We start from the raw sequence: 21,510 nt of genomic DNA, 5'->3' as shown, positions 1-21,510 counted from the left end.
TGCGCTGGATCAAGCCACCGCGCCGTGGCGCAATCGATACACCACCAGCCACGACAGCGGTTGCGCGGCCAGCAACAGAAATGCCAGCAGGCTCCATTCAGGCAGGGTCAGGTCGAGAAAGCTCCAGTTGATCGACACGCAGTCCGGGCTGCCCAACAGGAAGGTTCGCAGGATCTCGCCCCATGGGCGCTCCATCAGGTGCGCCAGCGGCAGATGACAACCGCTGACCGGCAACGGCTCGGCCTGCAACCAGACATGCCGACCGGCCAGCAATGCGCCGGCAACCGAGAACCCCAAGGCCAGCCAGGCATGCAAGCGCTGCTGACCGGCGTGGATGACCGCGGCCAGGCAAGCCAGTGCATAGAGCCCCAACATCAGCCGCTGGCTGAAGCACAGCGCGCAAGGGTCGAGGCCGACCACGTTCTCGAGGCGAAACGACGCCACCAGCACAGCGACGGCGGCCAGGAAGGCGGGAAAGAAAAAGCTGCGCAGGCAGGCCAGCGACATGGGCGAAGGTGATCCGAAAAGAAGAGATGTGGTTTGAAACGGTAGAGGAAAGGGGCGCTTTGTATCAAGTCGCTACAGCACAGACAAGTCGCTGAATGGATAGGGAATCATTTTCACGGGAAGTGGGAACATTCCGACACGAGCGAAGGAAAATTCAGCACCTTGACCTGCACATCCCAGGGCAATGCCCCGCCCCTGCTGGAGCGGGCTTGCCCGCGATCACCCGCAAAGCCGGTGCCAGGCACCGGCCCACGAGGGCAATGAGCTCTGCGTGGGGCGAATCCAGGCCCCTTCAGGCCCGAACCCCCTCCGGCAGCGGCAACGCCAGCAGACGTTCATCCAGCAGCCCCAAGCCTTCCTGGAACAGCTGGTTGCTGCGCTCGGTCTCGCCAAGCCCGGCCAGCAGCCGCGCCAGCTCCGCGCAAGCCTCTGGATTGCGCTCCATGCGCAGGCTGCTCTCCAGGTAGTCACGGGCCTTGCCCCACAGGCGATTCTGCAGGCTCAGGCGTCCCAGGGTAAGCAACAGGCTAGGGTCCTGCGGGTGCTCCTTCAGCCAGCCCTCGGCCGTCTGCAACTGGCGCGCAGGATCTTCACCGCGCACCAGCCCATACAAACGGGCCAGATGGCTTTCGTAGCCGCGCTTGAGCGCGCCGCGCAACACCTGCTCGGCCTCGCCCTGGGCGCCGACCTGGCGCAGCTGCTCGGCATAGGCCGACACCAGCTGCGGCTCCTGGCGCTGGGCATTGGTCAACTGCTGCCAGGCGCGCTCGAGCGCCTGGCGCGCCGCCTGCGGGTCCTCGTCACGGGTCGCCGCCAGGCCCAGGTTCTGGCCCCAGGTCCGCTGCTCCAGATCGGCCAGTTCGGCCGCTGGCAGCACCTTGTGCTTGCGCAGGTCAGGCAGCAGGCGGATAAGCGCCGGCCAGTCGCCACGCTCCAGGTGCAGACGGTGCAGCAGGCGCAGCACCTGCGCATTATGCGGATGACGCTCCTGCATGGCCTGCAGGGCCTCCAGCGCCCCGTCACCTTCGCCGCGGTCCATCTGCAACTGGGCATGGGTCAGGGCCACGGCAAGCTCTGCCTGGGGCTGGCGCTCCAGAGCGCGCTCGAGCAACTGGTCACGCTCCTCGACCCGGCCCAGTTCGTTGGCGGCACGGGCGGCGCCGAGGTAGTAAAGCAGTGGCTGGCGATCGGATTCGGCGGCACGCTGCAGGTGGCGCTGGGCACTCGCCCAGCGCCCCTCGGCCAGGTCCAGCTGCCCCTGCTCGACGGCAATGCGCTTGCGCCGGCTGCGGTTGCGCCGCGACCATGGGTTGACCACCCCGGAGGACGTCAGTACCAGCCCGACCAGGTAACGCACCAGCAACAACAACAGGACGATCCCGACCAGCGCGCCCAGTGCCGCCCACAGCCCCGACTGGTAGCGGAAGCCGCCGTAGGCGATCAGCACGTAGCCGCTGTGCTTGGCGATCGCGATGCCCAGCGCCGCGGCAATGACGATCGCCAGCACTGCCAGCAGGTAGACGCGCTTCATGGCTTGGCCCCTTCGGCGGTGGCCGGCAGGTGACGACGCTGGATATAGGCCTGCACCGCAGCCAGGCTCTCGCTCAGGTCAGGCGTGACCACCGACACCGGCTGGTCGGCCAGCTGGTTGAGGTTGTCGAGCATTGCCTTGCTCTGCGGGTTGTCCGGGTTGAAGTTGGCCAGCAACACGCTGCGCGCATCGTCCAAGGCTTGGGTGTAGACCTTGGCTTCGCCATTGAGCGCCGCCCACTGCGCCTGTTCGATGGTCAGGCTCAGCGCCAGGCGCAGCTGGTTGAGCGACTGGCCGGACAGCAGCGGGCGGACGTTGTCGTCGGCATTGAACTCGATCTGGAAGTACTTGGAAATTTCCGCCCACCACTGAGACCAACGGCTGGCGCCGTCGCCATCGGCGGTCAGGGCACCCATGGCGTCGGCCTGGCTGTCGAACTCCGGCGACTGGGCGCTGAGCTGCTGGACCAGCTCGCGCTGCGCGGCGAGCTTGAGGAACAGGCCGGTACGGTCCGGCTGCTGGGTGCTGGAAAGCGTCGCCAGGCTGCGTGCCAACTGCTCTCGGGCGGCGAAGGCGCCCGGGTCGCTCTGCTCACGAAGAATTTCATCGGCGCCCTCGACCAACGCCTTGGCACTGGTGATGTCCTGCAATGCCGACAGGCGCAGAGTGGCCAGGCGCAGCAAGTGCTCGGCCTCGGCCAGGCGCCATTCCTTGCGGCTTTCGCCCAGTACGGTCTCCAGGCGCTGGCTCAGGCGCTGCTGGTCGCCCTGCAGTTGCGCCACAAGGCGACGGCGGTCTTCCAGTTCGCTGGCCGCCGGCAGGCTGGCCAGTTGCGCGCTGAGCTGCTGCTCGCGCTGCTGCAGCGCGTCGGCGCGCTGGTTGAGGGCTTGCAGGTGTTCGCCCTGGCCTTGCTCGCTGCCTTGCAGCTGGCGAACCTGCCAGACGCCCCAGCCGCCGACCGCGACGCCTGCGGCGCCCAGCAGCAGGGCCAGCAGCGCCAAGCCGTTGCCGGAGCGTCGGGCGGGCTTGGCGGAGGTGGGTTCCGGCGCTTCGGGCGCCGAGGGCTGTTCGGTGTTGGACAAGACAGTTTCGCTCACGTATCCATCCTTTGCATGGTGGCGCATCGCTCTCTAGCTTAGCGCCTTAAGGGGCAGGCGCAGCGGTTCGCTGCACGGCTGCCAGCAAGGCCGCGGCGCTGGCGCCACGGCAATCCACAATATCCAGCGCCCCGAGTGCCCGGGCCTGTTCGGCTACCCGCGGGCTGGGCACGAACAGCGGCAATCGGGAAAACCGCGGCCAGTCCGCAGCCGCGAGACGATGCAAGTGTTCCAGACCCTGCCCACTGCTGACCACCAGGCCATTGAGGCGTTCCCCATCGATGCGTCGGGCGAGGGTTCCGGTAGGGTAGTCGGGCAGGCAGCGGCGATACAATTCCAGATAATCGACACTAGCACCTTGCTCGGCAAGACGCTCTGCCAACAGTTCACGACCTCCGAGGCCGCGCACGATCAGTACGCGAGGCCTCGCTGACGCGGCAATAGCCTCGCGCAAGGCGGGCAGCCCGAGCAAGGCCTCGCTGTCGTCACCGGCCGCTGGAAAGGCCACTTGCAGCCCATGGTCCTGAAGAATTCGCGCCGTCGCCTCACCTACCGTAAACCAACCTGCGCAAGGCGGCTTCACTCCCGCCTGGGCGAGCCGCTCCAGCAGCAGGCGGGCCGCCGGCTTGCTGACCACGATGATGGCCTGAGCCTCGGCGATCGTCGGCAGGTGCTGCACCTGCGACGGGTCCGGCGCGAGCGCCTCGATCACCAGCAACGGCAGGCTGGCGCTGGCAATACCCGCGTCGGCCAGCGTCTGCGCCAGTGCCGCACAGTCCTCTTCAGGGCGGGTCAGCAGCAGGCGCCAGGGGCTCACGGGTGGCCGGCCTCGCCGTAGACTTCCTTGAGGATCGCCTCGGCGCCCTGCCCGAGCAGGTCTTCGGCGACCTGTACGCCCAGGGCCTCGGCATCCACGCGCGCAGCGCGGGCTTCGGCCACCAGTAGGGTGCCACCGGAGGGTTGACCAACCAGGCCCCGCAGCCACAGCTGTTCGCCTTCAAGCACCGCGTAGCAGGCGATCGGCACCTGGCAGCCACCATTGAGGCGCTTGTTCAGGGCACGCTCGGCCACCACCCGGTCAGCGGTGTCGGCATGGTGCAGCGGCGCCAGCAAGGCATGAATCTCGGTATCAGCGCTACGGCATTCGATCCCCACCGCGCCCTGGCCACCAGCCGGCAGGCTGTCATCGACACTGATGGAGGCGGTAATGCGGTCCTCGAAGCCGAGGCGGATCAGGCCGGCGGCGGCGAGGATGATGGCGTCGTATTCGCCGGCATCGAGCTTGGCCAGGCGGGTATTGACGTTGCCGCGCAGGAAGCGGATCTGAAGATCGGGCCGACGCGCCAGCAATTGCGCCTGGCGACGCAGGCTCGAAGTGCCGACGACACTGCCGGCCGGCAGGGCTTCGAGGCTTGCGAAGGTGTTGGAAACAAAGGCATCGCGCGGGTCTTCACGTTCACAGATGCAGTACAGGCCCAGGCCTTCAGGGAAGTCCATGGGCACATCTTTCATCGAATGCACGGCAATGTCGGCTTCGTTGTCGAGCAGGGCGGTTTCCAGCTCCTTGACGAACAGGCCCTTGCCGCCGATCTTCGCCAGCGGCGCGTCGAGCAGCTTGTCGCCACGGCTGACCATGGGCACCAGGGTCACGACGAGGCCTGGGTGCGCCTGTTCCAGGCGGGCTTTGACGTATTCGGCCTGCCACAGGGCCAAGGCACTTTTACGGGTGGCAATGCGGATTTCGCGAGTGGACATGAAACGCCCCGAACCAGAGAAATGCCGCCGATGATAACAGCTCCTCCGGGCGTGCCCGCAGATTCAGATCAGCAAAGCGCCACGCGGGAGCGGCTTGACCCGCGATTGCGATGGCGGGCATTACACCTCATCGCGGGGCACGTCGGGTCGCCGCATCGCCACTCCCACGCAGTCAAAGGGTTTCAGTGCAAGGACTGCATCATCTTGCGCACCCCGGCCACATGCCGCCGGCTGACGGTCAGGGCATCGCCCTCGAGCCCCTTCAGATAGAGCTGGAAATGCCCCAGCGGCGTGCGCTGCAGCCGCTCGATGCGCTCACGGGCAACCAGCGCGTTGCGGTGAATACGCACGAAACGCTCGCCGAACTCGTCTTCCAGGGCCTTCAGCGGTTCGTCGAGCAGCACTTCGCCTGCCTCGTGGCGCAAGGTGACGTACTTGTGGTCGGCGATGAAATAGATGACCTGGGGAATGGGGATCAACTCGATGCCCTTGCGCGTACGGGCACTGATATGGCTGCGCGGTCCTGCGCCGGTGTCGCCTGCGGGGCGGGTCAGCGCCGCCAGCTGGGCGCGATTGGGCTTTTCGGCGCGCCGCAGGGCATCGCGCAGCGCCGGGGGCTGGATGGGTTTCTCGACATGGCTCAGGGTGCTGTCCCTGAACGCTTCGCTGCCGTATTCGTCGTCGCCGGTGCAGAACACCACCGCCGGCGGCGATTCGCGCTCGCACAGCCGGGCGGCGACCTGCAGGCCATCGAGGCCCGGCATGCCGATGTCCAGCACCACCACGTCGGGCTTGAGGCTTTCGATCAGGGTCAGGGCCTCCTCGCCGTTGGTGGCGCTGGGCTCCATCACGGTGTAACCCTCCAGCTCGCCAAGCAGCCGGCTCAGGCGCTCGCGGGCCTGGGGTTCATCATCAACGATCAGGACATTCATAATTGCGCTGGATTCCTGAGTGAGTCTCGCACGGGTATAGCGTAGACAAGTGTGGGGCGACCGAAACGCGGTCACGCTACAGACCGGTGCGAAGGCCAAAGATTCACTGTCCTGGCAGATTCACCGCCAGTCCTTTGTCCAACTGTAGACGCTCCGTGGAACACTGCCGTTCAATCGTTGAATATGCCGCACCCCCTTGTTACCGGACGATTCTCGCGACCAGCGCCCTGCGGCGGCGGGCGCAACCCTGCTATGATCGGCGCCACTTTTCCGTTCACGCCTTCAACGAGTGAATCCATGAGCACCGACAAGACCAATCAGTCCTGGGGCGGCCGCTTCAGTGAGCCCGTCGACGCCTTCGTCGCCCGTTTCACCGCCTCGGTCGATTTCGACAAGCGCCTGTACCGCCACGACATCATGGGTTCGATCGCCCACGCCACCATGCTGGCGCAGGTCGGCGTACTCAGCGACGCCGAGCGCGACACCATCATCGATGGCCTGAAGACCATCCAGGGTGAGATCGAGGCCGGCACCTTCGACTGGCGCGTCGACCTGGAAGACGTGCACATGAACATCGAGGCGCGCCTGACCGATCGCATCGGCATCACCGGCAAGAAGCTGCACACCGGTCGTAGCCGCAACGACCAGGTGGCCACCGACATCCGCCTGTGGCTGCGTGACGAGATCGACCTGATCCTGGCCGAGATCACCCGCCTGCAAAAGGGCCTGCTGGAGCAGGCCGAGCGTGAAGCCGAGACCATCATGCCCGGTTTCACCCACCTGCAGACCGCACAGCCGGTTACCTTCGGCCACCACCTGCTGGCCTGGTTCGAAATGCTCAGCCGCGACTACGAGCGCCTGGTCGACTGCCGCAAGCGCGCCAACCGCATGCCCCTGGGCAGCGCCGCGCTGGCCGGCACCACCTACCCGATCGACCGCGAGCTGACCTGCAAGCTGCTGGGCTTTGAAGCCGTGGCCGGCAACTCGCTGGACGGCGTCTCGGACCGCGACTTCGCCATCGAATTCTGCGCCGCCGCCAGCATCGCCATGATGCACCTGTCGCGCTTCTCCGAAGAGCTGGTGCTGTGGACCAGCGCGCAATTCCAGTTCATCGACTTGCCTGATCGCTTCTGCACCGGCAGCTCGATCATGCCGCAGAAGAAGAACCCCGACGTACCGGAGCTGGTGCGTGGCAAGAGCGGCCGCGTGTTCGGCGCCCTGACCGGCCTGCTGACCCTGATGAAAGGCCAGCCGCTGGCCTACAACAAGGACAATCAGGAAGATAAAGAGCCGCTGTTCGACGCCGCCGACACCCTGCGCGACTCGCTGCGCGCCTTCGCCGACATGATCCCGGCGATCAAGCCCAAGCACGCGATCATGCGCGAGGCGGCCCTGCGCGGCTTCTCCACCGCCACCGACCTGGCCGACTACCTGGTGCGCCGCGGCCTGCCGTTCCGTGACTGCCACGAGATCGTCGGCCACGCGGTGAAACATGGCGTCGATACCGGCAAGGACCTGGCCGAGATGAGCCTGGACGAGCTGCGCCAGTTCAGCGACCAGATCGAGCAGGACGTGTTTGCCGTGCTGACCCTGGAAGGTTCGGTCAACGCCCGCAACCATATCGGCGGCACCGCGCCGGCGCAGGTGCGCGCGGCAGTGGCTCGCGGCCAGGCACTGCTGGCTTCGCGCTAAGCAATCTGGGGCCGCTTTGCGGCCCCGATTCCAGTCAGCGCTTGCTCTTGACCATTTCGAGGAACGCCGGCATCGCCGCATCCTTGTCAGCCACGATCCGCGCCATGTGCGGGTTCTCGCCCAGCAACTGCAACAGCGCCTTCGCTTCCGGGAAATCCGCCAGGAAGTCAATGTTCAGCACCTTCTTGCCCACCGCACAGGCCAGGTCGACCGAGAAACAGAACATCAGGTCGGCGATGGTCAGCTGCTCACCGGCCACATAAGGCGCGAACTTGCCATTGCGCTTGAGGGTGGCAAAACCCGCCAGCAGGTCGGCCCGCGCCCGCTCCTTGATCAGTGGCTCGACCGCCGCGCCGAAGAACGCCTCGGCGTAGCAGGTACGCGCCGGCAACTCGATATACAGCTCGACCTCTCGCAGCAGCTCGCGCACCTTGGCCTGCCCGAAGGCATCGGCCGGTAGCAGCGCCTTGCCCGGCTGGGTCTGCTCGATGTAGTCGAGGATGACCCCGGTCTCGCTGATGAAACCGTGCTCGGTCTGCAGCACCGGCACCTTGCCACGGGGGCTGATGGCCAGGGCTTGAGGCAACTGGCCGCCGAAGAACGGCACCTCTTCGAAGGGAACGCCTTTCTCCAGCAAGGCCAGCTTGACCATGTTGTAGTAGTTGCTGACCGCGAATCCATGAAGCTTGAGCATTGAGACAGCCTCCAAGGCCGTATGGGGTTGGCCCGGCTGTTATAGCTCCCTTGCCCACCCTTGGCCAGTGCCATGCCCGGCGCTGATGGCCGGGCATTGCCAGCGCAGGCGTGGCACACTGTGCGCCTCACCACAGGAGCACCGCCATGAGCGAACCCCAAGACATCGACAGCAATGATGAAGAAGACTTCGCCGAGGCCACCCTGACCCAGGCGATCGAGAACCAGATCGAAAGCGGCGAGCCGCCAGCCGCCAAGGCCACCTTCAACAAGCTGACCCTGGTCGGCTATGAGCGTGAAGACATCCTCAACCTCATGGCCCACGTGCTGGCCATCGAGATCGACGCCATGCTCGACGAAGATCGCCCGTTCGATACCGAGTGGTACGAAACCGCCCTGCGCGCCCTGCCGGAGCTGCCACCTGAGGCGGATCAAGGCGACATCGAATAAGCGTGACTACACTCCTGACTTCCATCCTTGTCTCGAAGTCAGGAGTTGCCCATGCCTTTTACCCCCGAACTGATCGCCGAACTGGAAGTCCTTTCCCAGTTCAACCTGGACAACCACCAGGAAGGCATCAAGGTTAGCAGCGACGCCTCCCCCGCCCTGGTCGCCGCCGCCAAGCGCCTGCATGACAAAGGGCTCACCGACCAACCCGATGGTGGCTACCTGACCAGCCTCGGTAACGATGCCGCTGAAAGCGTCCGGCTTTTGCTGACCATCCTCAAATCGAAATCCGCCCAGCCAGCCTGAACCCCTGCTACCGCTCCTGCAGCTCGGCAGACCTGCAGGAGTGGGCTTAACCGTCGATGGCTTGCACAGGTGTTGCGAATCTGACGTCAAAAAGCCAGCAACCCCTTATCCGACCGCACCACTCAGGCTAAACTCGCCAGTGCTTCCCCAGCCTGCCTGAGCGCGCAATGAACCACCCCCACGAAATCCGCCCCGACCTGGAACAAGGCATCGACCGCAAGGAGCTGGCCAAGCTGCGCGCGCGCTTCCTGAAGATCAACCAGGGCCGTCTGGCACGGGCGATGGAAGGGTTATCCACACGCCAGCAGCAGGTTCTCACGCTGCTGCCGCTGTTCTTCCACGTCAATCATCCGCTGCTGCCAGGCTATGTTTCCGGCACCACCCCCGCCGGTGTCTCCGGTTTCGAGCCCGACGACGAACTGCTTGCCGAAGCCCAGCGCCTGACCCGCTCGTTCACCTACAAGCCACGCCACGGCAAGCCGCCGCAGCCGATCCACGGCCTGTTCCTGATGGGCAGCCTCGGCACGCTGGCCCAGGCCGAACAGAGCGACATGGACCTGTGGGTGTGCCATGCACCGGACCTGGACGAGCAGGCCGTGGCCGACCTGCGACGCAAGTGCCAGCTGCTCGAAACCTGGGCGGCCAGCCAGGGCGCCGAAGCCCATTTCTTCCTGATCGAACCCCGGGGCTTCGTCCAGGGCGAGCGCGACAGCCAGCTAAGCTCCGACGACTGCGGCACCACCCAGCATTACCTGCTGCTCGACGAGTTCTACCGCACCGCCATCTGGCTGGCCGGGCGCACGCCACTGTGGTGGCTGGTGCCGGTGTACCAGGAGCACAACTACCGCGACTACACCCAGACCCTGCTGTCCAAGCGCTTCATCCGTGCCCAGGACGACCTCGACCTCGGCCACCTGGCGCATATCCCGTCGGGCGAGTTCGTCGGCGCCGGGCTGTGGCAGCTGTTCAAGGGCATCGACTCACCCTACAAGTCGCTGCTCAAGCTGCTGCTCACCGAGGCCTACGCCAGCGAACACCCGCAGGTGCGCTGCCTGAGCCTGGACTACAAGCAGGCTGTGTTCGCCAACCAGCTGGACCTGGATGAGCTCGACCCCTATGTGATGGTCTACCGCCGCATCGAGCGCTACCTGCTCCTGCGTGACGAGCCGGCACGCCTGGAACTGGTACGGCGCAGCCTGTATCTGAAGGTGAACAAGAAACTCGGCGACCTGGGTCGCAGCCGTAGCGGGGGCTGGCAGCGCCAGTTGCTGGGGCGCCTGGCCGAGGAATGGGGCTGGGACGAGCGCCAGCTGGCGCTGCTCGACAGCCGCAGCCAGTGGAAAGTACGCCAGGTGGCCGTCGAGCGCCGCGAACTGGTGGCCGAGCTGAACCACAGCTATCGCTTCCTGACCCAGTTTGCCCGCCAGCAGAACGCCAACAGCCGGGCCGACCAGCGTGACCTCAATGTGCTTGGCCGCCGCCTCTACGCCGCCTTCGAACGCCGGGCCGGCAAGATCGAGGTGATCAACCCGGGCATCGCCCCGGACCTGGCCGAGGACACCCTCACCTTGGTGCAGTCACCCAACCGCAAGGAACCGGGCACACACCACTGGGGGCTGTACAACGGCAACCTGGGCGTACACGAGTGGGAGCACTTCAGCCCGATCAAGCGCTGCCGCGAACTGCTCGAACTGCTCACCTGGGCCCACCGCAATGGCGTGATCGACAGCAGCACGCGCCTGGCCTTGCACCCGGGCGCCAGCGACCTCAGCGAGTTCGAGCTGTTCAACCTGATCGGCAGCCTGCAGCAGAGTATTCCCCTGCCTCTGGAGACAGTCAGCGAGGTGCGCCTGCTGCAGCCGAGCGTGGCCGACGAGATCCTGCTGCTGGTGAATGTCGGCGTCGACCCGCTGCGTCATCACCGCGACCTGAACATCCTGATGACCACCGAGCGCACCGACTCGCTGAGCTACGCCGGGGTGCGCGAGAACCTGGTACTGACCCTCGACCAGATCACCCTCAACAGCTGGAACGAGGTACTGGTCCAGCGCTACGACGGCGAGCATGCGCTGGTGCGCTGCCTGCGCGACTTCCTCAACAGCCTGGGCCAGCGCAGCCATCGCCCGCGGGTGCGGGTGCGCTGCTATTGCCACAACCGCGCCCAAGCCATCAGCCAGCGGGTCGAGGAGATTTTCGACACCGTGCAACGGCTGCTCGATCAAGGCCTGAATCACCGTTATTTGCTACAGGTGGCCCAGCACACCCACATCCTCGACTTGCAGCCCGGCCAGGTCACCCTGGCCAGCCTCGCCGACCACGACACCGTGCTGGCGGCGCTCGGCGAGGAGCGCAGCAGCTACAGCCCATTGCACCTGGACACCCACGCCCTGCAGGACCACGACCTGCCACTGGTCCTGGCCCAGGGCCAACCCGGCTGCATCCAGGTGTTCTACCGTCTGCTCGAAGGCTGGGCCGACCTGTACGTGCTCGACGAGCACAATGCGCTCTGGCAGCAGCGGCTGCCGCAACAGGACGAGCCGCACCTGCTGCTGCCATTGCAGCGCTTCCTGCAAGCGATGGTGATGCGCCGCGATGCCCTGCTGCCCCTGGACAGCCTGCAACAAGCGTCACTGGACATCCTCTACTACCAGTTGCTGCCATCCGGCACAGGCAAGGCGCGCAGCCTGGAACCCAGGCCGGCACCCGCGGACAGCCAGAACCAGACCTGTTTCGAAGTCCAGGCGATCCTCCAGGCCGGCACGGGCGATGGGGTGCACGTCACCCTTTACTGCGACCAGCAGGAGTTTTCCGAACTGGAGCATGGCGACCAGTTGTATGCCGTGGTCGCGCGACAGATCCTGCGCCAGCGCCGCGGCAGCGGCAGTTACCGCTGCTACATCACCGACCTCGACCTGTCCGAACTGCTGGAGGACGAGCAAGGGTCCACCAGCCTCTGCCTGCGCTACAAGCGCGAGCTCGAACAGGCACTCAACGATGGGCTGCAACAGCTGCAGGCGCGGCTGGAACCCTGATCAACTCAGAGATCGAAGTCCCCTGCCGCTTCCGGCTGATACTCGACTGCCAGCAGCTCGAGCTTGAGCGTCTTTCCGCCCGGCGCCGGCCAGTCGATCTGGTCACCCACCGACAGGCCGAGCAGTGCGCAGCCGATCGGCGCAAGGATCGAGACGTTGCCTTCAGGACCCGCGTCCTTCGGATACACCAGGGTCAGGTGGTAATCCTTGCCACTGGCGATCTCGCGGCAGTGCACGCGGGAGTTCATGGTCACCACGCCGGCCGGGACTTCCTCGTGACCCACCACGTTCTCGGCGCGGTCCAGCTCGTCCTGCAGGGCGAGCACACCCGGGGTGCTTTCATCGAGGCTGTCGAGCAGACGCTCGAGACGCTGCACGTCCAGTCGGGTGAGGATGAGGGAAGGCTTGGTGCTCATGATCCAGTCAGACTCCTTTGAACAGGCAATTTTCTAAAGGCAGATAAAGCAAAACCCCGCCCAAGGGCGGGGTTTGTGAAATGCTTGGCGTCACCGACGCAGACCCTGACACTAACACAGCGGGGCAAATACTCAAGCCCACACCGCCATTGTGGCTATGCCTGGGCCCCCGCTTTCAGGGCCAGCGCCTCGCGGCAGATCTGCCGGCGCCGCTCGTCATCGGCCGCACGCCACTCACGGATATGCTCGACGTGGCGGTGGCAACCGGTGCACACCTTGCGCTCATCCAGCCGACATATGCTGATACAAGGTGACGGCACCGCCGGGCTCACATTGCTGTAGAGCGGCTTGGGCGGCCTGGGCTGTTCGCTCATTTCAGATCTCGTCGAAGTCCAGCTTCTCGCCGGCCCGCTCCCAGACGATGCGCTCGAGCATCTCGCCGAGCAGCTCTTCGCTCTTCTCGCACACCCACTTGCCGCTCTCTTGGTCATAGTCGAAGTGGAAACCACCGGACTTGTCCGCCAGCCACAGTTGGCGCAGCGGCTCCTGGCGGCTGAAGATCAGCTGGCTGCCGTTGTCGAACTTGATGGTCAGGACGCCGGCGGAATTTTCCATGTCCAGGTCCATGCCGCTTTCATCGAACAGGTCTTCCAGGGCCTGTTGGGTCGCGTCGACCAGGTCGTGGAAACGCGCTTCGCTCAAACTCATTGCAGGGACCTCGAAAAATGGCTGTACACACGCAAGCCGGGCACGATAAGGGCGAAAGCTTCAAGCTACAAGCTAATAGCTGTAAGAAAAAGCCGCATGTCCTTCGGTCGCCTACGCCCGCCGAGCGGGGGCGCCCCTTGCATAGGCAATCAGGTGGTCGCTCGGTATACTCGGCCGCAATACTGCATATTTCCAAGGATTTCACCCATGAAACGCCTGATTTCCTCCCTCGCGGCAGTGGTCGCGGTTGCTTGCCTGGTTTCGGCCTGCGGTCAGAAAGGCCCCCTGTACCTGCCGGAAGACGGCAAGGACGGCAAAGGCCCGCGCAAGTCGCACCAGCATGCCAAGCCTGTCCAGCCGCAACCGGTGCTGGAGCAGCAGCAAGAGCAGCCTGAAGAGTCGCCCGCGCAGTAAGGAAATCCCATGGATGCATTCAACTACCGCGGCGGTGAGCTGTTCGCGGAAGGGGTGGCCCTGTCGGCGATCGCCGAACGCTTCGGCACGCCCACCTACGTGTACTCGCGTGCCCATATCGAGGCGCAGTACCGCAGCTACACCGATGCCTTGCACGGGGTGGATCACCTGGTCTGCTTCGCGGTCAAGGCCAACTCCAACCTGGGCGTGCTGAACCTGCTGGCGCGCCTGGGCGCGGGCTTCGACATCGTCTCCGGCGGTGAACTGGAGCGCGTGCTGGCCGCTGGCGGGCGCGCCGATCGCGTGGTGTTCTCCGGCGTCGGCAAGACCCGTGAAGACATGCGCCGCGCCCTGGAAGTGGGCGTGCACTGCTTCAACGTCGAGTCCACCGACGAGCTCGGGCGCCTGCAAGTGGTGGCCGCCGAGATGGGCAAGGTCGCGCCGGTGTCGCTGCGCGTGAACCCGGATGTCGACGCCGGTACCCACCCGTACATCTCCACGGGCCTAAAGGAAAACAAGTTCGGCATCGCCATTGCCGACGCCGAGGCCATCTACGTGCGCGCCGCGCAGTTGCCGAACCTCGACGTGGTCGGCGTCGACTGCCATATCGGCTCGCAGCTGACCACCGTAGAGCCGTTCCTCGATGCCCTCGACCGCCTGCTGGTGCTGGTCGACCGCCTGGCCGAGTGCGGCATCCACCTGCGTCACCTCGACCTGGGTGGCGGTGTCGGCGTGCGCTATCGCGACGAGCAGCCGCCGGAGCTGGCCGACTACATCAAGGCCATCCGCGAGCGCGTCGGCAGCCGCGACCTGGCCCTGGTGTTCGAGCCGGGCCGCTACATCGTCGCCAACGGCGGTGTGCTGCTGACCCGCGTGGAGTACCTCAAGCACACCGAGCACAAGGACTTCGCCATCATCGACGCGGCGATGAACGACCTGATCCGCCCGGCCCTGTACCAGGCCTGGATGGACGTCAGCGCGGTCAAGCCCCGCGAAGGCGAAGGCCGGGCCTACGACCTGGTCGGACCGATCTGCGAGACCGGCGACTTCCTGGGCAAGGACCGCGTGCTGGACCTGGCCGAGGGCGACCTGCTGGCCGTGCGCTCCGCGGGCGCCTATGGTTTCGTCATGAGCTCCAACTACAACACCCGTGGCCGCTGCGCCGAAGTGCTGGTCGATGGCGACCAGGCCTTCGAAGTGCGTCGCCGCGAGACCGTCACCGAACTGTTCGCCGGCGAAAGCCTGCTGCCGGAGTGAACCCATGCTGCTGCGTTTTACCAAGATGCACGGGCTGGGCAACGACTTCATGGTCCTCGACCTGGTCAGCCAGCACGCACACATCCAACCCAAGCACGCCAAGCAATGGGGTGACCGCAACACCGGCATCGGCTTCGACCAGCTGCTGATCGTCGAGGCGCCGAACAACCCGGATGTCGACTTCCGCTACCGTATCTTCAACGCCGACGGCTCCGAGGTCGAACAGTGCGGCAACGGCGCGCGCTGCTTCGCCCGTTTCGTCCTGGACAAGCGCCTGACCGCGAAGAAGCGCATCCGCGTCGAGACCAAGGGCGGCATCATCGTCCTCGATGTGCGCAACGACGGGCAGATCTGCGTCGACATGGGCCCGCCGCGCTTCACGCCGGCCGAGGTCCCGTTCATCGCCGATGAGCAGGCGACCAGCTATGCACTCGAAGTCGACGGCCAGGTGCACCAGATCGCCGCGGTTTCCATGGGCAACCCGCATTCGGTGCTGCGCGTGGACGATGTGCGCAGCGCGCCGGTCCATGAGCTGGGCCCGAAGATCGAGCATCACCCGCGCTTTCCGCAGCGGGTCAATGCCGGCTTCATCCAGGTAGTCGACCGCCACCGTGCCAACCTGCGCGTGTGGGAGCGTGGCGCGGGCGAGACCCAGGCCTGCGGCACAGGCGCCTGCGCCGCCGCCGTGGCGGCGATCAGCCAAGGCTGGATGGACTCACCGGTGACCATCGACCTGCCAGGCGGGCGCTTGAGCATCGAGTGGGCCGGCCCCGGCAAACCGGTGCTGATGACCGGCCCCGCCGTTCGTGTGTTCGAAGGACAAGTTCGTCTCTAAGCGAGTATCCGCCATGACCGATCAGCCTAACGTTGCATCCCCGCAGGCCAGTGAGCTCGATGCCGAAGCGGTGGTCGCCTACCTGCGCGCCCACCCGACCTTCTTCGCCGAGCATGACGAACTGCTGGTCGAACAGCGCATTCCTCACCAGCGCGGCGACAGCGTGTCGCTGGTGGAGCGCCAGCTCAAGCTGCTGCGCGACCGCAACATCGAGATGCGCCATCGCCTGTCGCAACTGATGGACGTGGCCCGCGACAACGACCGGCTGTTCGACAAGACCCGCCGGCTGATCCTCGACCTGCTCGACGCCAGCACCCTGGAAGAGGTGGTGATGGCGGTCGAAGACAGCCTGCGCCAGGAGTTCCAGGTGCCCTTCGTCAGCCTGATCCTGTTCGGCGAAAACGCGGCGCCCGTGGGGCGCTGGGTTTCCGGGGCCGAGGCGCAGCAAGCCATCGGCGGCCTGATCGGCGGCGGCAAGACCATCAGCGGTAGTCTGCGCGAGCACGAGCTGGCGTTCCTGTTCGGCAACGATCAGCACAAGGAAGTCGGCTCCAGCGCCGTGGCCACCCTGGAGTACCAGGGCCTGCATGGCGTGCTGGCAATCGGCAGCCGCGACCCGCAGCACTACAAAAGCAGCGTCGGCACCCTATTCCTCAGCTACATCGCCGAAGTGCTCGGCCGTGTGGTGCCGCGCTTCACCCAGACACTGCGCTCGGTGCGCTGATGGAACGCCAGCTGGAGGCTTATTGCGCACACCTGCGCAATGAGCGCCAGGTGTCCGAGCACACCCTGCTGGCCTACCGCCGTGACCTCGAGAAGGTCATCGAGTTCTGCAACGCCCAGGGCATCACCGGCTGGGCGGCCCTGCAGGTCCAGCAACTGCGTCAGCTCGTTGCCCGCCAGCACCATCACGGCCAGTCCTCGCGCAGCCTGGCGCGCCTGCTCTCGGCGGTGCGCGGGCTGTACCGCTACCTCAACCGCGAAGGCCATTGCCAGCACGACCCGGCCAATGGCCTGGCGCCACCCAAGGGTGAGCGGCGCCTGCCCAAGGTGCTGGACACCGACCGCGCCCTGCAGTTGCTCGATGGCGGTGTCGACGACGAATTCATCGCACGCCGTGACCAGGCGATCCTCGAACTGTTCTACTCGTCCGGCCTGCGCCTGTCGGAGCTGACCGGGCTCGACCTCGAACACCTGGACCTGACCGCCGGGCTGGTGCAGGTGCAAGGCAAGGGCGGCAAGAGCCGCGTATTGCCGGTCGGCCGCAAGGCTCGCGAGGCGATGCAGGCGTGGCTCAAGCTGCGCGGCATCGCCGGCCCGCGGGACTCTGCGGTGTTCCTCAGCCGCCAGGGCAAGCGCCTCGGCCCCCGGGCCATCCAGCTGCGCGTCAAGGCCGCCGGCGAGCGCGAGCTCGGCCAGCACCTGCACCCGCACATGCTTCGCCATTCCTTCGCCAGCCACCTGCTGGAATCGTCACAGGACCTGCGCGCGGTGCAGGAGATGCTCGGCCACGCCGACATCAGCACTACGCAGATCTACACCCACCTGGACTTCCAGCATCTGGCCACGGTGTACGACAGCGCCCACCCCCGGGCCAAACGCAGCAAGGACACGGACTCATGAGCATCAAGCTGATCACCTTCGACCTGGACGACACCCTCTGGGATACCGCACCGGTCATCGCCAGCGCCGAAGTCGTCCTGCGCGACTGGCTCGAAGCCAACGCGCCGATTCTTGGTGGCGTGCCGGTCGAGCACCTGTTCGCCATCCGCGAGCGCCTGGTACAGGCCGAGCCGGGCCTCAAGCACCGTATCAGCGCCCTGCGCCGGAGGGTGCTGTTCCATGCCCTGGAAGAGGTCGGCTACAGCGAGAAACACGCCCAGGAACTGGCCAACGAAGGTTTCGAGGTGTTCCTGCATGCGCGGCACCAGGTCGAGGTGTTCCCCGAGGTGCAGCCGGTGCTGGAGATCCTGCGCCATCACTACACCCTCGGCGTGGTCACCAACGGCAATGCCGACGTGCGCAGGCTCGGCCTGGCGGACTACTTCCGCTTCGCCCTGTGTGCAGAAGACCTAGGGATAGGCAAGCCGGACCCTGCACCGTTCCTCGAAGCGCTGAAGCGCGGCGAGGTGGACGCAGGGGCGGCGGTGCACGTCGGCGACCATCCGGGCGACGACATCGCCGGCGCCCAGCGCGCCGGGCTGCGGGCGGTGTGGTTCAATCCGCAGCACAAGCCCTGGAGCGGCGAACAGGCGCCGGATGCGGAGATCCAGCGTTTGTCGCAGTTGCCAGACGTGCTCGCGCGCTGGCGCTGACTGACAGTCGGCGCCCACAAAAAAGCCCGCAGCGACGGCGGGCTTCTTTGCGTTCAGCCACTCAGATAGGGCGGCTGCCGTACTTGTTGTCCGGCTTCTTGGGCGGATCGGCGACCACGTTGGCCTCCACTTCCTGCACCTTGCCACCGCGCGAAAGGAACTCTTCCATCGCCTTGGCCAGCGCGTCGCGCTCCTTCTGCTTGGCTTCCATGCTCGGCATCTCGTCTACCGAGACAGCCGCCTTGGACTTGCCCTTGGCAGCGGGTGCCGGGCTGCTGTCGTCATCGCCGGCATCTTCCGCGCCATCGTCGGCCGCAGCTTCCAGGCCGTCATCAGCCTCGTCTTCGTCGCCTACTTCGAGGTCATCATTTTCCAGATCGTCGTCGCTCATGTTCTACCTCATGACTTGCGAAAAGCAGGTTAGTTATAGACCGGTGCAGCCGTAGACCGGCAGCCACCAGTGAAAATTCAACTGGCCGTGGATTGGCCACTGCCCTGGGTGTCCACCCCCTCATGGGGGGCCTGGCACCCTGCAGGCCTTGCTCCTGGCAAGGCCTGACAAAATCCTTTGAACCCTTGCTGGCCACAGGCTATTGGCAAGCCTAGCAAAGGGTAGCGAAGTGTGTGGACTACTCGTCCGGCCCCTTCGGCGCGCATTCTAGCGCGCTCGCAGAAAAAGCAAAGCACCAGAAACGCCCAATGACTTGTAAGTTTTCTACCTACGTCGCGATCAGGACAGAGAAACCGTTTGCCCGGCGCGAATCGGCAAACTACAGGCAAAAAAATGCCCGGCGAACCGGGCAAGTTTTCCAGCATGGCGGTTACAGGTTATAGCCGCGCTCGTTGTGCTGAGCCAGGTCGAGGCCGACCGACTCTTCTTCTTCGCTGACCCGCAGACCCATCACCAGGTCCAGGACCTTGAGGATCACGTAGGTGACGATGGCGGTGTAGACCACGGTGAAGATCACACCCTTGGCCTGGATCCAGAACTGTGCGGCGATGTCGGTTACCGCACCGAAGCCGCCCAGGGCAGGCGCCGCGAACACACCGGTGAGCAGCGCGCCGATGATCCCGCCGATACCGTGCACGCCGAAGGCGTCGAGGGAGTCGTCATAGCCCAGCTTGCGCTTGAGGCTGGTGGCGCAGAAGTAGCAGACCACGCCAGACACCAGGCCGATCACCAGGGCGCCCATCGGGCCGACGGTACCCGCGGCAGGGGTGATGGCGACCAGACCGGCGACCACGCCCGAGGCGATGCCCAGTGCACTTGGCTTGCCGTGGAAGATCCACTCGGCGAACATCCAGCCCAGGGCGGCGGCGGCGGTGGCGATCTGGGTCACCAGCATGGCCATGCCGGCAGTGCCGTTGGCCGCGGCGGCGGAACCTGCGTTGAAGCCGAACCAGCCGATCCACAGCATGGCCGCGCCCATCAGGGTGTAGCCCAGGTTGTGCGGGGCCATCGGCGTGGTCGGGTAGCCCTTGCGCTTGCCCAGCACCAGGCAGCAGACCAGGCCGGCGATACCGGCGTTGATGTGCACCACGGTGCCGCCGGCGAAGTCCAGCACGCCCCAGTCCCACATCAGCGCACCGTCACCGCTCCAGACCATGTGCGCGATCGGCGCATAGACCAGGGTGAACCACACGCCCATGAAGATCAGCATCGCCGAGAACTTCATGCGTTCGGCGAAGGCACCGACGATCAGCGCCGGGGTGATGATGGCGAAGGTCATTTGGAAGGTGATGAACACTGCCTCGGGGAACAGCGCGGTGGCCGAGGTCAGCCCCGACGGCGTGACGCCGCTGAGGAAGGCCTTGGAGAAGCCACCGATGAAGGAATTGAAGTTGAGCACGCCCTTTTCCATACCGGCGGTATCGAAAGCCAGGCTGTAGCCGTAGATGACCCAGAGGATGCTGATCAGGCCGGTGATGGCGAAGCACTGCATCATCACCGACAGCACGTTCTTCGAGCGCACCATGCCGCCGTAGAACAGGGCCAGGCCCGGGATGGTCATGAACAGGACCAGTGCCGTCGCGGTGAGCATCCAGGCGGTGTCGCCGGAGTTCAGCACGGGGGCGGCAGTTTCCTCGGCCAGGGCCAGCCCTGGCATTACGAGGGACAATAGGGCTCCTAGCCCTGCGATCTTGCGCAGAGTCATGTTGTTTTCTCCTGGGGCGTTGGGTTTGGTGAGGCTTTGCTTGGCGCTTAGATCGCGTCGGTATCGGTTTCGCCGGTACGGATGCGGATCGCCTGCTCCAGATTGACCACGAAGATCTTGCCGTCGCCGATCTTGCCGGTGTTGGCTGCCTTGGTGATGGCTTCGATCACCCGATCGAGGTCCTTGTCGTCGATGGCGACATCGATCTTCACCTTGGGCAGGAAATCGACCACGTATTCAGCGCCGCGATACAGCTCGGTGTGACCCTTCTGCCGGCCGAAGCCTTTGACTTCGGTCACGGTGATGCCCTGCACGCCGATTTCCGACAGCGACTCGCGCACGTCGTCCAGCTTGAACGGCTTGATGATGGCAGTGACTAGCTTCATGAAACTCTCTCCCGATTTGATGGACTTGCCCCAGGAAAACAAACCCGTCTCAAGTCTAAGCGCAGCGCCTGGCTTTGTAACGCGTCGTCGGCTCCATTCTCCCCGCCGACACACGATCCGCCTGTGACGAAGGACCTTGCGGCTCCGCCTGCGCACTGCCTGGTCACAAGGGACTGCATCAGTGCATGGCTCACTTGGGTCTTTGCAGAAACCTTGCCAGTTCAAACAACGATCGGGAAAACAGGGAGTTGCGTGAATCGGTAGGGATTGGCCAGTTGCCAGCAGCGAAAAAGTGCACAAAATCGGTGCGCGACTTTTGGCCGCCCTGCGCGAAAAGCGTGCAGGGCAAGCGGGCAAAAGCCCCGTGCTACACTGCTGCCCTTTCAGTGATCAGCGGATACCAGACATGCTCGCGCCCAAAGCCTTCCTCGATGCCCTGAGCGACCAGGCCTCGCGCCTGTTCAGCGGCGACACCGCCGCGCCCCGCGCCGAACTGGAAAGCCAGTTCAAGGTGCTGATGCAGGGTGCCTTCAGCAAGCTCGACCTGGTCAGCCGCGAGGAGTTCGACAGCCAGATGGTGGTGCTGGCCCGCACCCGCGCCCGTCTCAAAGCCCTCGAGCAGCAATTCGCCGAGCTGGAAGCACGGATCGCCCCACCCGCTCAGGAATAAACCATGCAACCGTCCAGCGATTACCCGGTATTGCTGTTCTCCTACGGCACCTTGCAGGACAAGGCGGTACAACTGGCCAACTTCGGCCGTGAACTGGCCGGCCAGGCCGACCGCATGCCGGGCTATCGCCAGGATTGGGTGCAGATTACCGACCCTGAAGTGCTGGCCACCAGCGGCAAGAGCCATCACCCCATCGTCTCCCCCAGCGAGCGGGCCGAAGACAGCGTCGCTGGCATGGTCTTCCAGATCAGCGAACAAGAGCTGGCCGCCGCCGATCGCTACGAAGTGTCGGACTACAAGCGTATCGCCGTCAGCCTCGCCTCGGGGCTGACAGCCTGGGTTTACGTACGCGCCTGAATGC

25 protein-coding genes are annotated in these 21,510 nt (G+C 65.2%); 12 read left to right on the top strand and 13 right to left on the bottom strand.

Annotation, left to right across the window (positions count from 1 at the left end; genetic code table 11):
- Nucleotides 1-9: 9 nt before the first annotated feature.
- From CCOS191_RS00805 to CCOS191_RS00780, 6 genes are all read right to left on the bottom strand, one after another.
- Entirely contained in the window at nucleotides 10-507 is a 498-nt protein-coding gene (locus CCOS191_RS00805; RefSeq protein WP_046853689.1) for a disulfide bond formation protein B, read from the bottom strand.
- A 292-nt stretch (nucleotides 508-799) separates the two neighbouring features.
- The gene (locus tag CCOS191_RS00800; protein ID WP_046853688.1) at nucleotides 800-2,038 is read right to left on the bottom strand and encodes a heme biosynthesis HemY N-terminal domain-containing protein; all 1,239 of its coding nucleotides are present in this window, start codon (nucleotides 2,036-2,038) and stop codon (nucleotides 800-802) included.
- Entirely contained in the window at nucleotides 2,035-3,135 is a 1,101-nt protein-coding gene (locus CCOS191_RS00795) for a uroporphyrinogen-III C-methyltransferase (protein WP_046853687.1), read from the bottom strand. The genes CCOS191_RS00800 and CCOS191_RS00795 overlap by 4 nt, the downstream gene beginning before the upstream one ends.
- A gap of 46 nt (nucleotides 3,136-3,181) precedes the next feature.
- Nucleotides 3,182-3,952 (bottom strand): uroporphyrinogen-III synthase, encoded by a 771-nt coding sequence (locus CCOS191_RS00790; protein ID WP_046853686.1) that lies wholly within the window; start codon nucleotides 3,950-3,952, stop codon nucleotides 3,182-3,184.
- On the bottom strand, nucleotides 3,949-4,890 hold the full coding sequence (gene hemC / locus CCOS191_RS00785; protein WP_046853685.1) for a hydroxymethylbilane synthase: 942 nt from the start codon (nucleotides 4,888-4,890) through the stop codon (nucleotides 3,949-3,951). The genes CCOS191_RS00790 and hemC overlap by 4 nt, the downstream gene beginning before the upstream one ends.
- 182 nt (nucleotides 4,891-5,072) lie before the next feature.
- Nucleotides 5,073-5,822 carry a LytR/AlgR family response regulator transcription factor gene (locus CCOS191_RS00780; RefSeq protein WP_046853684.1) on the bottom strand — a complete coding sequence of 250 codons (750 nt, stop codon included), beginning with the start codon at nucleotides 5,820-5,822 and terminating at the stop codon, nucleotides 5,073-5,075.
- Between the two features lie 297 nt (nucleotides 5,823-6,119).
- Here CCOS191_RS00780 and argH point away from each other — a divergent pair, with 297 nt between their 5' ends.
- Nucleotides 6,120-7,514, top strand: a complete 1,395-nt coding sequence (gene argH, locus CCOS191_RS00775) for an argininosuccinate lyase (RefSeq protein WP_046853683.1) — start codon at nucleotides 6,120-6,122, stop codon at nucleotides 7,512-7,514.
- Nucleotides 7,515-7,548: 34 nt separating this feature from the next.
- Here the strand turns inward: argH and CCOS191_RS00770 are convergent, their stop codons facing one another.
- On the bottom strand, nucleotides 7,549-8,208 hold the full coding sequence (locus tag CCOS191_RS00770; protein WP_046853682.1) for a glutathione S-transferase: 660 nt from the start codon (nucleotides 8,206-8,208) through the stop codon (nucleotides 7,549-7,551).
- A gap of 146 nt (nucleotides 8,209-8,354) precedes the next feature.
- Between CCOS191_RS00770 and CCOS191_RS00765 the strand changes: the two genes are divergently transcribed.
- From CCOS191_RS00765 to CCOS191_RS00755, 3 genes are all read left to right on the top strand, one after another.
- On the top strand, nucleotides 8,355-8,657 hold the full coding sequence (locus CCOS191_RS00765; protein WP_046853681.1) for a hypothetical protein: 303 nt from the start codon (nucleotides 8,355-8,357) through the stop codon (nucleotides 8,655-8,657).
- Between the two features lie 51 nt (nucleotides 8,658-8,708).
- Entirely contained in the window at nucleotides 8,709-8,960 is a 252-nt protein-coding gene (locus CCOS191_RS00760) for a TIGR02647 family protein (protein WP_028688612.1), read from the top strand.
- 167 nt (nucleotides 8,961-9,127) lie between these two features.
- A complete protein-coding gene (locus CCOS191_RS00755) occupies nucleotides 9,128-11,992 on the top strand; it encodes a class I adenylate cyclase (protein WP_046853680.1) in 2,865 nt (954 codons plus the stop codon).
- Nucleotides 11,993-11,997: 5 nt separating this feature from the next.
- Here CCOS191_RS00755 and rnk read toward each other — a convergent pair whose 3' ends face one another.
- From rnk to cyaY, 3 genes are all read right to left on the bottom strand, one after another.
- Nucleotides 11,998-12,408 carry a nucleoside diphosphate kinase regulator gene (gene rnk / locus CCOS191_RS00750; RefSeq protein WP_046853679.1) on the bottom strand — a complete coding sequence of 137 codons (411 nt, stop codon included), beginning with the start codon at nucleotides 12,406-12,408 and terminating at the stop codon, nucleotides 11,998-12,000.
- A gap of 155 nt (nucleotides 12,409-12,563) precedes the next feature.
- Complete coding sequence (locus CCOS191_RS00745) at nucleotides 12,564-12,782, bottom strand: DUF1289 domain-containing protein (RefSeq protein WP_046853678.1); 219 nt, start codon at nucleotides 12,780-12,782, stop codon at nucleotides 12,564-12,566.
- A 1-nt stretch (nucleotide 12,783) separates the two neighbouring features.
- Nucleotides 12,784-13,116 carry an iron donor protein CyaY gene (gene cyaY / locus CCOS191_RS00740; protein WP_023630903.1) on the bottom strand — a complete coding sequence of 111 codons (333 nt, stop codon included), beginning with the start codon at nucleotides 13,114-13,116 and terminating at the stop codon, nucleotides 12,784-12,786.
- Between the two features lie 207 nt (nucleotides 13,117-13,323).
- On the opposite strand from cyaY, the gene lptM reads away from it, so the two are divergent.
- The 6 genes from lptM to CCOS191_RS00710 are packed head-to-tail and all read left to right on the top strand — an operon-like array spanning nucleotide 13,324 to nucleotide 17,937.
- Nucleotides 13,324-13,530 carry an LPS translocon maturation chaperone LptM gene (gene lptM / locus CCOS191_RS26760; protein ID WP_052752569.1) on the top strand — a complete coding sequence of 69 codons (207 nt, stop codon included), beginning with the start codon at nucleotides 13,324-13,326 and terminating at the stop codon, nucleotides 13,528-13,530.
- 9 nt (nucleotides 13,531-13,539) lie between these two features.
- Nucleotides 13,540-14,787 carry a diaminopimelate decarboxylase gene (gene lysA / locus CCOS191_RS00730; protein WP_046853677.1) on the top strand — a complete coding sequence of 416 codons (1,248 nt, stop codon included), beginning with the start codon at nucleotides 13,540-13,542 and terminating at the stop codon, nucleotides 14,785-14,787.
- A gap of 4 nt (nucleotides 14,788-14,791) precedes the next feature.
- A complete protein-coding gene (gene dapF / locus CCOS191_RS00725) occupies nucleotides 14,792-15,622 on the top strand; it encodes a diaminopimelate epimerase (RefSeq protein WP_023632258.1) in 831 nt (276 codons plus the stop codon).
- A gap of 13 nt (nucleotides 15,623-15,635) precedes the next feature.
- Nucleotides 15,636-16,346: a DUF484 family protein gene (locus CCOS191_RS00720; RefSeq protein WP_046853676.1), complete on the top strand. Its 711-nt coding sequence runs from the start codon at nucleotides 15,636-15,638 to the stop codon at nucleotides 16,344-16,346.
- Nucleotides 16,346-17,245, top strand: a complete 900-nt coding sequence (gene xerC / locus CCOS191_RS00715) for a tyrosine recombinase XerC (RefSeq protein WP_046853675.1) — start codon at nucleotides 16,346-16,348, stop codon at nucleotides 17,243-17,245. The genes CCOS191_RS00720 and xerC overlap by 1 nt, the downstream gene beginning before the upstream one ends.
- Nucleotides 17,242-17,937: an HAD family hydrolase gene (locus CCOS191_RS00710; RefSeq protein ID WP_046853674.1), complete on the top strand. Its 696-nt coding sequence runs from the start codon at nucleotides 17,242-17,244 to the stop codon at nucleotides 17,935-17,937. The genes xerC and CCOS191_RS00710 overlap by 4 nt, the downstream gene beginning before the upstream one ends.
- A gap of 61 nt (nucleotides 17,938-17,998) precedes the next feature.
- Here CCOS191_RS00710 and sutA read toward each other — a convergent pair whose 3' ends face one another.
- The 3 genes from sutA to glnK form a co-directional block, all read right to left on the bottom strand.
- A complete protein-coding gene (gene sutA / locus CCOS191_RS00705) occupies nucleotides 17,999-18,328 on the bottom strand; it encodes a transcriptional regulator SutA (RefSeq protein WP_023632536.1) in 330 nt (109 codons plus the stop codon).
- Between the two features lie 430 nt (nucleotides 18,329-18,758).
- Complete coding sequence (locus CCOS191_RS00700) at nucleotides 18,759-20,093, bottom strand: ammonium transporter (protein ID WP_046853673.1); 1,335 nt, start codon at nucleotides 20,091-20,093, stop codon at nucleotides 18,759-18,761.
- A gap of 47 nt (nucleotides 20,094-20,140) precedes the next feature.
- Nucleotides 20,141-20,479, bottom strand: a complete 339-nt coding sequence (gene glnK / locus CCOS191_RS00695) for a P-II family nitrogen regulator (protein ID WP_002555808.1) — start codon at nucleotides 20,477-20,479, stop codon at nucleotides 20,141-20,143.
- A 406-nt stretch (nucleotides 20,480-20,885) separates the two neighbouring features.
- Here glnK and CCOS191_RS00690 point away from each other — a divergent pair, with 406 nt between their 5' ends.
- Together CCOS191_RS00690 and CCOS191_RS00685 are read left to right on the top strand one after the other, a co-directional pair.
- Nucleotides 20,886-21,149, top strand: coding sequence for an accessory factor UbiK family protein (locus CCOS191_RS00690; RefSeq protein WP_046853672.1), 264 nt, complete (start codon nucleotides 20,886-20,888; stop codon nucleotides 21,147-21,149).
- A gap of 3 nt (nucleotides 21,150-21,152) precedes the next feature.
- Nucleotides 21,153-21,506: a gamma-glutamylcyclotransferase family protein gene (locus tag CCOS191_RS00685; protein WP_046853671.1), complete on the top strand. Its 354-nt coding sequence runs from the start codon at nucleotides 21,153-21,155 to the stop codon at nucleotides 21,504-21,506.
- Nucleotides 21,507-21,510 lie beyond the last annotated feature (4 nt).

The organism is Pseudomonas sp. CCOS 191 (assembly GCF_001007005.1).
Lineage (GTDB): Bacteria > Pseudomonadota > Gammaproteobacteria > Pseudomonadales > Pseudomonadaceae > Aquipseudomonas > Aquipseudomonas soli.
Note: the sequence above shows the minus strand (reverse complement) of the source record. Positions and strands in the feature narration are given on the sequence as shown.

Coding starts and splice junctions, on each gene's coding strand:
- CCOS191_RS00805 (WP_046853689.1), bottom strand. CDS start 507: ATGTCGCTGGCCTGCCTGCGCAGCTTTTTCTTTCCCGCCTTCCTGGCC.
- CCOS191_RS00800 (WP_046853688.1), bottom strand. CDS start 2,038: ATGAAGCGCGTCTACCTGCTGGCAGTGCTGGCGATCGTCATTGCCGCG.
- hemC (WP_046853685.1), bottom strand. CDS start 4,890: ATGTCCACTCGCGAAATCCGCATTGCCACCCGTAAAAGTGCCTTGGCC.
- CCOS191_RS00780 (WP_046853684.1), bottom strand. CDS start 5,822: ATGAATGTCCTGATCGTTGATGATGAACCCCAGGCCCGCGAGCGCCTG.
- argH (WP_046853683.1), top strand. CDS start 6,120: ATGAGCACCGACAAGACCAATCAGTCCTGGGGCGGCCGCTTCAGTGAG.
- CCOS191_RS00770 (WP_046853682.1), bottom strand. CDS start 8,208: ATGCTCAAGCTTCATGGATTCGCGGTCAGCAACTACTACAACATGGTC.
- CCOS191_RS00765 (WP_046853681.1), top strand. CDS start 8,355: ATGAGCGAACCCCAAGACATCGACAGCAATGATGAAGAAGACTTCGCC.
- CCOS191_RS00760 (WP_028688612.1), top strand. CDS start 8,709: ATGCCTTTTACCCCCGAACTGATCGCCGAACTGGAAGTCCTTTCCCAG.
- CCOS191_RS00755 (WP_046853680.1), top strand. CDS start 9,128: ATGAACCACCCCCACGAAATCCGCCCCGACCTGGAACAAGGCATCGAC.
- rnk (WP_046853679.1), bottom strand. CDS start 12,408: ATGAGCACCAAGCCTTCCCTCATCCTCACCCGACTGGACGTGCAGCGT.
- CCOS191_RS00745 (WP_046853678.1), bottom strand. CDS start 12,782: ATGAGCGAACAGCCCAGGCCGCCCAAGCCGCTCTACAGCAATGTGAGC.
- cyaY (WP_023630903.1), bottom strand. CDS start 13,116: ATGAGTTTGAGCGAAGCGCGTTTCCACGACCTGGTCGACGCGACCCAA.
- lptM (WP_052752569.1), top strand. CDS start 13,324: ATGAAACGCCTGATTTCCTCCCTCGCGGCAGTGGTCGCGGTTGCTTGC.
- lysA (WP_046853677.1), top strand. CDS start 13,540: ATGGATGCATTCAACTACCGCGGCGGTGAGCTGTTCGCGGAAGGGGTG.
- dapF (WP_023632258.1), top strand. CDS start 14,792: ATGCTGCTGCGTTTTACCAAGATGCACGGGCTGGGCAACGACTTCATG.
- CCOS191_RS00720 (WP_046853676.1), top strand. CDS start 15,636: ATGACCGATCAGCCTAACGTTGCATCCCCGCAGGCCAGTGAGCTCGAT.
- xerC (WP_046853675.1), top strand. CDS start 16,346: ATGGAACGCCAGCTGGAGGCTTATTGCGCACACCTGCGCAATGAGCGC.
- CCOS191_RS00710 (WP_046853674.1), top strand. CDS start 17,242: ATGAGCATCAAGCTGATCACCTTCGACCTGGACGACACCCTCTGGGAT.
- sutA (WP_023632536.1), bottom strand. CDS start 18,328: ATGAGCGACGACGATCTGGAAAATGATGACCTCGAAGTAGGCGACGAA.
- CCOS191_RS00700 (WP_046853673.1), bottom strand. CDS start 20,093: ATGACTCTGCGCAAGATCGCAGGGCTAGGAGCCCTATTGTCCCTCGTA.
- glnK (WP_002555808.1), bottom strand. CDS start 20,479: ATGAAGCTAGTCACTGCCATCATCAAGCCGTTCAAGCTGGACGACGTG.
- CCOS191_RS00690 (WP_046853672.1), top strand. CDS start 20,886: ATGCTCGCGCCCAAAGCCTTCCTCGATGCCCTGAGCGACCAGGCCTCG.
- CCOS191_RS00685 (WP_046853671.1), top strand. CDS start 21,153: ATGCAACCGTCCAGCGATTACCCGGTATTGCTGTTCTCCTACGGCACC.